At 62.3% G+C, this 11,950-nt stretch carries 9 protein-coding genes and 1 pseudogene; 6 read left to right on the top strand and 4 right to left on the bottom strand.

Features of this window, described 5'->3' with window-relative positions; all coding sequences use genetic code 11:
* The 3 genes and pseudogenes from HMCN_RS20160 to metH form a co-directional block, all read right to left on the bottom strand.
* Positions 1–309, bottom strand: a pseudogene (locus tag HMCN_RS20160) (IS1595 family transposase); the annotation flags it as partial.
* A gap of 77 nt (positions 310–386) precedes the next feature.
* Positions 387–1,052 carry a flagellar brake protein gene (locus tag HMCN_RS0115215; RefSeq protein ID WP_025918181.1) on the bottom strand — a complete coding sequence of 222 codons (666 nt, stop codon included), beginning with the start codon at positions 1,050–1,052 and terminating at the stop codon, positions 387–389.
* A gap of 63 nt (positions 1,053–1,115) precedes the next feature.
* Positions 1,116–4,916: a methionine synthase gene (metH, locus tag HMCN_RS0115210; protein WP_025918180.1), complete on the bottom strand. Its 3,801-nt coding sequence runs from the start codon at positions 4,914–4,916 to the stop codon at positions 1,116–1,118.
* A gap of 411 nt (positions 4,917–5,327) precedes the next feature.
* Between metH and HMCN_RS0115200 the strand changes: the two genes are divergently transcribed.
* The 3 genes from HMCN_RS0115200 to HMCN_RS0115190 all read left to right on the top strand — a co-directional run bounded on the left by HMCN_RS0115200 (position 5,328) and on the right by HMCN_RS0115190 (position 8,409).
* Complete coding sequence (locus HMCN_RS0115200; RefSeq protein WP_025918178.1) at positions 5,328–6,716, top strand: FAD-binding oxidoreductase; 1,389 nt, start codon at positions 5,328–5,330, stop codon at positions 6,714–6,716.
* An 85-nt stretch (positions 6,717–6,801) separates the two neighbouring features.
* The gene (locus HMCN_RS0115195) at positions 6,802–7,251 is read left to right on the top strand and encodes a CBS domain-containing protein (protein ID WP_025918177.1); all 450 of its coding nucleotides are present in this window, start codon (positions 6,802–6,804) and stop codon (positions 7,249–7,251) included.
* A 75-nt stretch (positions 7,252–7,326) separates the two neighbouring features.
* Positions 7,327–8,409, top strand: coding sequence for a PQQ-dependent sugar dehydrogenase (locus HMCN_RS0115190; RefSeq protein WP_035627462.1), 1,083 nt, complete (start codon positions 7,327–7,329; stop codon positions 8,407–8,409).
* Between the two features lie 9 nt (positions 8,410–8,418).
* Here HMCN_RS0115190 and HMCN_RS0115185 read toward each other — a convergent pair whose 3' ends face one another.
* Positions 8,419–8,958, bottom strand: coding sequence for a flavin reductase family protein (locus HMCN_RS0115185; RefSeq protein ID WP_025918175.1), 540 nt, complete (start codon positions 8,956–8,958; stop codon positions 8,419–8,421).
* 254 nt (positions 8,959–9,212) lie between these two features.
* Between HMCN_RS0115185 and HMCN_RS0115180 the strand changes: the two genes are divergently transcribed.
* The 3 genes from HMCN_RS0115180 to HMCN_RS17925 form a co-directional block, all read left to right on the top strand.
* Positions 9,213–10,862 (top strand): AAA family ATPase, encoded by a 1,650-nt coding sequence (locus HMCN_RS0115180; RefSeq protein WP_369792160.1) that lies wholly within the window; start codon positions 9,213–9,215, stop codon positions 10,860–10,862.
* A complete protein-coding gene (locus tag HMCN_RS0115175) occupies positions 10,862–11,542 on the top strand; it encodes a general secretion pathway protein GspB (protein WP_025918173.1) in 681 nt (226 codons plus the stop codon). Before HMCN_RS0115180 ends, HMCN_RS0115175 begins: the two co-directional genes overlap by 1 nt.
* Before the next feature lie 164 nt (positions 11,543–11,706).
* Positions 11,707–11,950: hypothetical protein (locus tag HMCN_RS17925; protein ID WP_238552195.1), on the top strand; the 244-nt coding region annotated here is incomplete at its 3' end.

The following is an 11,950-nucleotide window of genomic DNA, read 5'->3' as shown; positions in this document are numbered from 1 at the left end:
GAGCCACCGGTCTTTGTGGCGCAGGCGCGCCAGCGGGGTGTGCGTCAGGGCATTGAAGGTGTGCCGACATTGGCGGCAACGGTAGCGTTGCAACCCGCAACTGGTGCCCCAGCGCTGCAGTTGCGTGTTGCCGCAGTGCGGACAGAGCGGCTTTTCCTGCAAACCTTGCTCGATCAACCGGATGACTTCTTCTGCATCCCCCCGCCGGTCCAGTTCACTGCGCAGGCGCTCTTTTTGTCCCCGGTTCAGAGCATTGAGTTGCTCCAGCCACGTTTTGAAGTTCGCTGTTTTCACGGCTTTGCCCTCCATAAACATTGAATGTCAAAGGTTGGACAGCAATTCAACAGCAAAGTGCTACATAGCCAGTATTTCAGCATACCCGTGCATCAAGTCGATATTGCCGGCAATCCCAGCAGGGATTCGTAGATCAGATTCTGCAGCATCGCCTGGTTGGTCGGATCGAGATCATCGAACAACACGCCGTATAAAAAACGCGCCGGCCCACCCTTTTTGGTAGCCGGCAACATACGCTGGCTGCGAATGGTTGCGCGGGTTTCGATCAGCACCTCTTGATTGCCCGGCTTGATCTGAAACGAAAACGACAGCGGAATCTTCGCTTCAGGTTGGCCCAGCGCGACATCTGCAATGATCTGCGCACCGACCACGCTGAGGTCGGTAATGGTGCCGTGTTCCTCGGTGCCTCTGATGTGTACCGGCAATTGCACCTTGACCCTGACCGCTTTGCGCAATGCGGTGGCCTGGATTTGGCTGGGGAAAGTGAGGTGCATGTAAAAACGCGGGCTGAGGAAAATCGAATCCACGCTGCAAGAAAACGTGAAGACGCTCATGCCGGAGAAGACGCGCACGGTGATGTCCTCGCCATTTTGCAGCGGAACCGCGAGTCCATGCTCGAACGGAATTTTCAGCAGCAGGTATTCGCCGCTCACATAACCGATCAGGGTGGTGTAATAAATCAACGGCTGCGCGCCGCGCCTGAGCGTGATTTGCATGCGGGTACCGACTGCCAACTTGATATCGTCAAAACTGATCATGTGGTCGATGGATATTTCCGAAATGTGCGATGCATCATAATGCCGGTTATCTCCGCAAAAAACTTACAAATTCGGCGCCAGCCAGCGCTCGACGTCGTCCCGGCTGGCACCGCGGCGCGCCACCATGTCGTCGATCTGATCGGGGCCGATCTTGCCGACGCTGAAATACTTCGACTGCGGATGCGCAAAATAGAAACCCGATACTGCCGCGCCCGGATACATCGCGAACGAATCAGTCAGCTGCATGCCGATCTCGTCGCATTGCAGCAGCTTGAACATGTCGGCCTTGACCGTGTGTTCGGGGCAGGCCGGATAGCCGGGCGCCGGCCGGATGCCCTTGTAGCTTTCCTTGATCAGCGCGTTCTTGTCCAGTTGCTCCTGCGCTGCATAGCCCCACAAATCGGTCCGCACGCGCTGGTGCAGGTACTCGGCGAAGGCTTCGGCCAAGCGGTCGGCCAGCGATTTCAGCAGAATCGACGAATAATCGTCAAACGCATCCTCGAAGCGCTTTTCGTATTTCTCGATGCCGATGCCGGCGGTGACTGCGAACATGCCGATGTAGTCTTTGACGCCGGAGGATTTCGGCGCGATGAAGTCGGCCAGGCACTGGTTCGGGCGCGCCACGCCGTCGATCACCGGTTTCTCGCCCTGCTGGCGCAATCCGTAATAGGTGAACGCGACTTCGGTGCGGCTGTCGTCGGTATAGATTTCGATGTCGTCATCGTTGATGCTGTTGGCCGGCAGCAGGGCGACGACGCCGTTGGCGGTCAGCCAGCGGCCTTCGATCACCCGCTTCAGCAGCGCCTGCCCTTCGGCAAACACCTTGCTGGCGGTCTCGCCGACCACCGGGTCCTGCAGGATGGCGGGGAACGGCCCGGCCAGATCCCAGGTCTGGAAGAACGGGCCCCAGTCGATGTACTGCGCGATGATGTTCAGGTCGACATTCCTGAACACCCGGCGGCCGATGAACTTCGGCTTCACCGGCGCGCACTCGCCCTCGAACGCAACCCGCATCTTGTTGGCGCGCGCCCCCGCCAGCGACAACATCGGCACCGTTTTCTTGTTCGCATGCTGATGCCGGATGCGCTCGTAATCGGTCGCAATCTCGGCCAGATACTGATCGCGCGACTCCGGCGTCAGCAGCGATTGCGCGACCGAGACCGAACGCGAAGCATCCGGCACATACACCACCGGCCCTTCGTAATTGACCGCGATCTTGACTGCGGTGTGGGCGCGCGAAGTGGTGGCGCCGCCGATCATCAACGGAATCTTCAGCATGCGGAAATGCGGGTCGCGCTGCATTTCCCTGGCGACGTGCGCCATCTCTTCCAGCGACGGCGTGATCAGGCCGGAAAGGCCGACGATATCGGCGCCTTCAACCTTGGCACGTGCCAGAATTTCCGAGCACGGCACCATCACGCCCATGTTCACCACTTCGAAGTTATTGCATTGCAGCACCACCGACACGATGTTCTTGCCGATATCGTGCACGTCGCCTTTCACGGTCGCGATCACGATCTTGCCCTTAGGCTTGGCTTTGAACCCGGTGCGCTGTTCTTCCAGCAGTTTTTCGGCCTCGATGAACGGGATCAGGTGCGCGACCGCCTGCTTCATCACGCGCGCCGACTTCACCACCTGCGGCAGGAACATCTTGCCCTGACCGAACAGGTCGCCGACGATGTTCATGCCGTCCATCAGCGGCCCTTCGATCACGTGGATCGGCCGTCCGCCGTTGGCCAGCAATTGCTGGCGCGCTTCTTCGGTATCCTCGACGATCCAGTTGGTGGTGCCGGTGACCAGCGCATGCGACAGCCGCTGCTGCACGGTGCCGTTGCGCCACTCGAGCGTCGCTTCTTCCTTCTTGTCGCCGGCCTTCAGGGTGCCGGCGATTTCGATCATGCGCTCGGTCGCATCCTCACGCCGGTTCAGCACCACGTCCTCGACCCGCTCGCGCAACTCAGCCGGGATATTGTCGTAGACCCCGACCATGCCGGCGTTGACGATGCCCATCGTCATGCCGGCCTGGATCGCGTGGTACAGGAATACCGTATGGATCGCTTCGCGCGCCGGATCGTTGCCGCGGAAGGAAAAACTGACGTTGGAAACCCCGCCGGAAATCTTCGCATGCGGCAGGTTTTCCTTGATCCAGCGCGTGGCGTTGATGAAATCGACCGCGTAATTGTTGTGTTCCTCGATGCCGGTCGCAATCGCGAAGATGTTCGGGTCGAAGATGATGTCTTCCGGCGGAAAGTCGAGCTTGTCTATCAGCAAATCGTAGGCGCGCTTGCAGATTTCGGTCTTGCGCTCGAAGGTGTCGGCCTGGCCCTTTTCGTCGAAGGCCATCACGATCGCCGCCGCGCCGTAGCGGCGGCACAGCCTGGCCTGGCGCAGGAATTCTTCCTCGCCTTCCTTCATCGAGATCGAGTTCACCACCGCCTTGCCCTGCACGCACTTCAGCCCGGCCTCGATCACCGACCATTTGCTGGAGTCGATCATGATCGGCACCCGCGCGATGTCGGGCTCGGACGCGATCAGGTTCAAAAAGCGCGTCATCGCGGCCACCGAATCGAGCATCGCCTCATCCATGTTGATGTCGATGATCTGCGCGCCGTTCTCGACCTGCTGCCGCGCCACCGCCAGCGCGGCATCGTACTGCTCGCCCAGGATCATCCGCGCGAATGCCTTGGAGCCGGTGACGTTGGTGCGTTCGCCGACATTGACGAACAGCGAGCTGTCGTCGATCGTGAACGGCTCCAGCCCGGCCAGCCGCATCGCCTGCGGCACCTCGGGAATCCGGCGCGGCGCGATGTCCCTGACCACTTCGGCAATCGCCTTGATGTGGGCCGGCGTGGTGCCGCAGCAGCCGCCAGCGACGTTGATGAAGCCGCTTTCGGCGAAATCCTTCAAGAGCGAAGAAGTGTCGGCCGGCAATTCGTCGAAACCGGTGTCGCTCATCGGGTTCGGCAGGCCGGCGTTCGGATAGATGCAGACGAAGGTGTCGGCGATGGTCGACAGTTCTTCCGCATACGGCCGCATCAGCGCCGCGCCCAGCGCGCAGTTCAGCCCGATCGTCAGCGGCTTCGCATGACGCACCGAATTCCAGAATGCCGGCACGGTCTGGCCCGACAGGATGCGCCCCGACGCATCGGTGACGGTGCCGGAAATCATGATCGGCAGCTTCGCTTTTCCGTTACCCTTGGATTCCTCGAAGAAAGTGTCGATTGCGAACAGCGCGGCCTTGCAGTTCAGCGTGTCGAAAATGGTTTCGACCAGCAGCACGTCGGCGCCGCCCTCGACCAGTGCCCGGGTCTGTTCCAGATAGGCAGCCACCAGCTGGTCGAAGGTCACGTTGCGCGCGGCCGGGTCGTTGACGTCGGGCGAGATCGAGGCGGTCTTCGGGGTCGGCCCCAGCGCGCCGGCGACGAAGCGCGGCTTGTCGGCACTGGAATACTTGTCGCAGGCGGCGCGCGCCAGCCTGGCGGCCTGCAGGTTCATCTCGTAGGCCAGATGTCCCATGTGGTAATCGTCCTGCGCCACGCTGGTGGCGCCGAAGGTATTGGTCTCGATCAGGTCGGCGCCGGCGGCCAGGTACTGCTCGTGGATTTCGGAAATGATCTGCGGCTGGGTCAGCGTCAGCAGCTCGTTGTTGCCCTTGACGAACAATTCGCGCGTGCTTGCCGCACCATCGGCCGCCACCGGCGCGGCGAAATCGGCGAAGCGCCCGTTTGGCCCGCCGCGGTAATCCTGCTCGGTCAGCTTGTACTGCTGGATCATGGTGCCCATCGCGCCGTCCAGGATCAGGATGCGTTTGGCGAGCAGCTCGCGCAGGGTGGCTTCGGTGGCGGAGATGGCGGTGCGTGTCATAGTGTCGTTCTCAAAAAGCAAAAAACCCGACTAGCCAGGAGTCGTGCGGTCTCCTTAAAGCGGGTCGGGTCATCTTCCACTTTAGCTGTATTTATGGCGGAGCGGCGTTGCCTGCCTCCCCCATTGCGCCCGCAAGCTGTTTCTCAAATCGGCGCTGAATCGTAGACGGAAATTATACGCCAAATCAAGGATTTGCTTTTTCAGGAACAGAACGGAGCGGTTTTTCGCAGCCGACGCAGCAGGGGTACCGCAGCATGCTGCGGAGGTTGCAACTTGCCGGCAGGATATGCCGATATCAAATCAGCAAATGCAGTATTGATGAATATCAAAATCGACGCAAAAACCGCCACCATACTGTAAGCAGTGGATGGCAGCGGCATGCGGGCGCATCCAATTCCGTGGAGGTACATGATGGCCAACATCGACGATAGCGCGATCGAAAATTTCAGGGCGGCGTTGCGCGGGCCGCTGCTGCTGCCTGACGATCCCGGCTACGATGAAGCGCGCAGCATCTGGAACGCGATGATCGACCGCCGCCCGGCGCTGATCGCGCGTTGCTCCGGGACGTCCGATGTGATGTCCGCGGTCAACTTTGCGCGCGAGCACGATCTGCTGCTGGCGGTGCGCGGCGGCGGCCACAATATCGCCGGCAACGCGGTCTGCGACGGCGGCCTGATGCTCGACCTGTCGCTGATGCAATCGGTCTGGATCGACCCCGAGGCGCGCCTCGCCTATGTGGAAGCCGGCGCCACGCTGGCCGACTTCGACCATGAGGCGCAAGCCTTCGGGCTGGCCACGCCGCTGGGCATCAACTCGACCACCGGCGTCGCCGGCCTGACGCTGGGCGGCGGCTTCGGCTGGCTTTCTCGCCGGCACGGGATGTCGGTCGACAACTTGGTCGCGGCCGAAATCGTCACCGCCGACGGCAAGCGGCTGTGGGTCAGCGCCGCCAAGCATCCGGAGCTGTTCTGGGCGATCCGCGGCGGCGGCGGCAACTTCGGCGTGGTCACGCTGTTCGAATTTGCGCTGCATCCGTTCGGCCCCGAAGTGCTGACCGGACTGCTGGTGTTCCCGTTCGACCAGGCCAAGCAAGTGCTGACCCGCTACCGCGACTTCGTCGACGGCATGCCGGAAGACCTGAGCGTGTGGGCGGTGCTGCGCCAAGCGCCGCCGCTGCCGTTCCTGGCGCCGGAAGTGCATGGCAAGGAAGTGGTGGTGCTCGCCATCTTTTACGCCGGCGACATCGAGGACGGCCGGCGCGCGATCGAACCGCTGCGCAGCATCGGCCAGCCTTGCGGCGAATTCATCGGCGTCCAGCCGTACAGCGCCTGGCAGAAAACCTTCGACCCGCTGCTGGCGCCGGGGGCGCGCAATTACTGGAAATCGCATAATTTTTCGGCGCTCAGCGATGCTGCGATCGACACCGTGATCCGCTACGCAGGCCAGCTGCCCGGGCCGCAGTGCGAAATCTTCCTGGGCCTGATCGGCGGCCAAGCCAGCCGGCCGGCACCCGACGCCACCGCCTATGCCAACCGCGATACGCTGTATGCAATGAACGTCCACACCCGCTGGAACGATCCGGCCGAAGACGCCAAATGCATCGCCTGGGCCCGCGCATTTTTCGATGCGGCAGCGCCGTACGCCAGCGGCAGCGTCTATGTCAACTTCCTGACCCAGGACGAAAGCAGCCGGATCAGCGCCGCCTACGGGCCGAATTATCAGCGTCTGGTACAGGTGAAAAACCAGTACGACCCGCACAACCTGTTCCGGCACAACCAGAACATCAAGCCGTCGATTTAAGGGGGATAGCGGGCTGGTTTGCGAAAGATCAAAATTGCCCGATCCGACCGGCGCTAGTGTTGCAGCAAGGGGTAAGGAGAACAAGATGCGGATCGGTGGAATTTCTACGTTGGAGGCAGTCCATTGCAAGCGTGAGGCGAGCGTGCTGGAAGCTGCGTTGCTGATGCGCCAGCACCATGTCGGCGATCTGATCGTGGTCGATGAAGTGGATGGCAGCCTGATGCCGGTCGGCATACTGACCGACCGCGACATCGTGGTGTCGATCACGGCCGAAGGACTGGACTCGAAGAGCATCGAAGTGGGCGACATCATGAGTACCGAGTTGCTGTCTACCAGCGAAGATGCCGATGTGCACGAAACCATAGAACAGATGCGCGTCAAGGGCGTGCGCCGGCTGCCGGTGATCAACAGCAGCGGCACATTGGTCGGGGTGGTCAGCGTCGATGATCTGATGGAATTTCTGGCCGAGGAGATGACCGAGTTGTCGCGCATCAGCTTGCGCCAGCAATCGATTGAAAAACAAGTCCGCAAATAATTCCGCATGAGAAGGCAGCCCTTGTGCCTGCATTTTGGACAACCCCGGTTTTCCTGTCTGGCAGCCGCACTGGGAATGGCCGTGATATGCGCGGCGGCCGGCGCCCAGCCCGCCCCCGAGCTGCGGGTTGAAGTCCTGGCCGGGGATCTGGAACACCCGTGGGCGCTGGCTTTTATCGGCGACGGCCGCATGCTGGTTACCGAGCGCCCGGGACGCTTGCGGCTGGTGCAGCCGGACGGCGCGCTGGGGCCGCCGATTGCCGGGGTGCCGCAGGTCGATGCGGTCGGCCAGGGCGGCTTGCTCGATGTGGCGGCCGACAGCGATTTTGTGCGCAACCGTACCATCTACTTTTGCTACGCAGAGCCTGGCATCGCCGGCAACGCGACCGCGCTGGCTTCGGCCCGGCTGTCGCCGGACGGCCAGCGGCTGGAGCAGGTCACGGTGCTGTTCAGGCAGCGTCCGAGGGTCCGCAGCAGCCTGCATTTCGGCTGCCGCATCGTGGAAAACACCGACGGCACGCTGTTCCTGACGCTGGGCGAGCGCTTCTTCCGTATGCAGGAAGCGCAAAATCTGGCCAACCACCTCGGCAAGGTGGTGCGGCTGCGCAAGGACGGCAGCGTGCCGCCGGACAACCCGTTTGTCGGCACGGCCGGCGCCCTGCCGGAAATCTGGAGCATCGGCCATCGCAACATGCAGGGCGCCACGCTGGGGCCGGACGGCCGGCTCTGGACCCACGAGCACGGCCCGCAAGGCGGCGACGAAATCAACCTGCCCGAAGCGGGCAAGAACTACGGCTGGCCCGTCATCACCTACGGCGAGAACTACGGCGGCGGCAAGATCGGCGCCGGCCTGACCGCCCGGCCCGGCATGGAACAGCCGCTGTACCAGTGGACGCCGTCGATTGCGCCGTCCGGCATGGCCTTCCTGCGCAGCGCGCGCTACGGCCCGGGCTGGCAAGGCAACCTGTTTGTCGGCTCGCTGAAATTTCATCTGTTGCTGCGCCTGGAATTGCGCGATGGCAAGGTGGTGCGGGAACAGCGCCTGCTGCAACAGCTCGACCAGCGCATCCGCGACGTGCGCGAAGGGCCGGACGGCTTGCTGTATCTGCTGACCGACGAAGACCGCGGCCAGTTGATTCGCCTGCAACCGGGTCGCTAAGGCCGGCGTTCAGGGCATCCTGGACGGCAGCTTGATGGTTTCGCCGGCCACCATGAACACGCCCTTGCCGCGGTGGTGGAGGGTCTGCGGCAGCGTTTTTTTCAGCGGGATGATCCAGGCTTGCAGCACTTCGAGAATGAAGAAATTGTATTTGGCGACCAGCTTGGTATCGACCACTCGGCATTCCAGGTTCGCATAGCACTCGTCGATCAGCGGCGGCTTGACGCAGGCTGCGGCGACCGGCGTCAGGCCGAACAGCTTGAACTTGTCGACCTGGCGTCCGGATGTGTTGCCGCAGCCAACCACGTGCGACGCCAGTTGCACGGTCGGGATGTTGAGCACGCACTCCTTGCTCGCCTTCAGCGCGGCGAATGAAAAATTCCGGCTGCTGACCACGCAGCCCACCAGCGGCGGCTCGAACTCCAGCATGGTGTGCCACGACATCGTCATGATGTTGGCCCGGCCTTTGCTAAAGGTGGTGACCAGCACCACCGGCCCGGGTTCGAGCAAACGATAGACTTTGGACAAGGGGAAGGATTTTTTTGCCATGTCGCCACCCGCAGATTGAGGATTCTCATGATTGCGCAACAACTGCAGTAGATAATATTGCCTGAAGCGACGCCGCGGCAGTTTGTGATCGCGCAACCATCGCACAAATGCTGCAGCCGCTTAAATACTATATATTGTATTTTTATATATCACATAAAATGGTGCGGAAACTGCATGGTTTTTACCTATACTCCAGATAAATCTATTTTTAGACGAGAATCCGCGAAAGTGCTGCGGCATGCCCGGTGGCCGGCATGCTAGCCTTGCCGCTGGATCATCCACTGGCTGCCATGTACACCCAATTCTTCAGTTTGCAACAAGCGCCGTTCTCGATCGCCCCCGATCCGCGCTACCTGTTCATGAGCGAACAGCATCGGGAAGCGCTGGCGCATTTGCTGTACGGCGTCGGCAGCGGCGGCGGTTTCGTGCTGCTGACCGGCGAAATCGGAACCGGCAAGACCACCGTCTGCCGCTGCCTGCTGGAACAGATTCCGGCCAACTGCAACGTCGCCTATATCTTCAACCCGAAGCTGACGGTGCCGGAATTGCTGCAGACCATCTGCGCCGAATTCGGCATCGGCCTGCCGCACGGCGCTGGCGAGGCTGCATCGGCCAAGAAGTGCGTCGATGCGCTCAATGCCTGCCTGCTGGCCGCCCACGCCGAGGGCCGGCACAGCGTCCTGATCATCGACGAAGCGCAAAGCCTGTCGGCCGAGGTGCTGGAACAATTGCGGCTGCTGACCAATCTGGAAACCAGCCAAAGCAAACTGCTGCAAATTATCCTGATCGGCCAGCCCGAACTGCGCAGCATGCTGGCCCGGCCGGAGCTGGAACAACTGTCCCAGCGCGTGATCGCCCGCTACCACCTGGGACCGCTGTCGGCGCCGGAAACCGCGCACTATATCCGGCATCGGCTGGCAGTGGCCGGCATGCTTGCCGCCAGCGCATTTCCGGCGACGCTGACGCGGCAGATTCATCGCCTCACGCAAGGGGTGCCGCGCCGCATCAACCTGCTGTGCGACCGCGCATTGCTGGGCGCATACAGCAGGGACCAGCACACGGTCGACCGCGCGCTGGTCAGGCAGGCCGCGCGTGAAGTGTTCGGCGCTGCGCCGGCGACTGGCGCACCGGCGATCCGATCGCGCCTGACTTGGCTGATGGCCGGCGCCATCATCGCCGCCGCCCTGGCTTTCGGCTGGAAGCTGCAGCGCGGACCAGGCAAGCCGGACCAGCCCGTTCGCATTACTTCCGCCCAAGCCCGCCCCGCCCCGCGGCCGGCCGCTGCAACGGCACCGCTGCAAGCAGACGCCGGCTGGCCGGAGCGCCAGGACGCTTACCGCCAACTGGCGCAGCTGTGGGGCTTTGCGTTGCCGGAAGGACTGCCCTGCCAGGCCGTGCAGCAACAACGCGTGAGCTGTTATGTTGCCAACGACATCGATTTGGCAGCACTGGCGCAACTCGATCGCCCGGCGATTCTGACCCTGCAGGATCGCACCAATGTCCGCTACTACGCGCTGCTGGCCGGCCTGACCCCGGCCAACGCCACTTTGCGCAAAGGCAATGCCAGCATCACCGTGCCGCTGGCCGCGCTGGAGGCGCAATTTCGCGGCCAGATAGTGACCTTCTGGCGCACCCCGACCGCGCGCGACATCGCCGGCCTGGCGTTCGGCGCGGGCACGCAGGGCGCCGAAGTCGACTGGATTGCGACCCAGCTGGCGCAACCGCCCGGCCAGCCATTCAGCCCGGCCCTGACGCGCCAGGTGCAACAGTTCCAGCGCGCCCACGGGCTGGTCGCCGACGGCGTGGTCGGCCCGATGACCTTCATGCACCTGAACCGTGCCGCCGGCATCGATGAGCCGCGCCTGTCCCAAGTCGGGATCGCCACTACGGAGCCGAAAAGATAATGTCGTACATTCTGGATGCCCTGAAAAAGGCCGAAGCGCAACGCGCGCTGGGCGCGCTGCCGAATATCCATGCGCCGGCGGCATTTGCCGCCGCTCCCAGCGACCGCGCACCGCTGCGGCGCCGCGCAGCGCGCTGGGGCGGGCTGGCGGCGCTGCTCGCGATCCTGGCCGCGCTGGCCTGGCTGCGGCCTTGGCAGCCCGGCACTGCGCTGCCGCAAGCGCAGGCACGCAAGCCGGCAACCGTCGTGGCGACAACACCGCCGGCTACGCCGGCATTGCCGCCATCGACGCGCACTCCACTTGCGCCGCAGCGCAAAACTGTGCCGCCGCCAGCAAGCAAGCCGAGCAAGCCGAAAGCCGCTGCCAGCACCGCGCCGCGGCCGATTGCCGCCGCCCCGCTCGTCCAAAAACCGGCATTGCCGGCGGCGGCGGCGACCGATGCACCCGAGCCGGAACTGCAGACGCTGGACGAACTGCCGCCCCAGATCCAGAGAGCGATTCCAGCGCTGGTCATCAGCGGCTACATCTATTCCGGCAACCGGGCCGAGCGTTCGCTGCTGGTCAACAACCAGTTGCTGCGCGAAGGCGATACCGTCGCACCCGGCCTGGTTCTGGAAAAAATGCTGCGCGGCGCAGTGGTGCTGAATTACCACGGATATCGCTACCGGATGCCGTATTGATCGACACTCAATCGAATCCATCCGCAAAAAAATTGATCTGCATCATGTATGAAGAATTAGCATATCGCTACTATCAGCGTCCATGATCTCCCGCAACATTCACGATATTTTCACCGGAAAATATGCGTATTGACGCACTTACCGCAGTGCCTAAGGATGAATTTGTGATACCCGCTTTAGCCACAACCACTGACGACAGCGCCAATCTGAAAAATATTCTGGCCAACACCAGCCTGTTCAAAATGCTCGACGAGCAACAGCTCGACGACATCGTATTCAGCACCAAATCGGCGCAGACCAAGGCCCATACGCCGATCGTCAGTCACGGCGATGCCGCCAATGGCGCCTTCTGGGTCGTCTACGGGCAGGTCAAGATCACCCTGCATACCAAACAAGGCACCGAAAAAA

This window comes from Herminiimonas sp. CN, assembly GCF_000622895.1.
Classification (GTDB): domain Bacteria; phylum Pseudomonadota; class Gammaproteobacteria; order Burkholderiales; family Burkholderiaceae_D; genus AVCC01.
The sequence above is the reverse complement of the archived record's forward strand: the minus strand, read 5'-3'. Positions and strand labels throughout refer to the sequence as shown.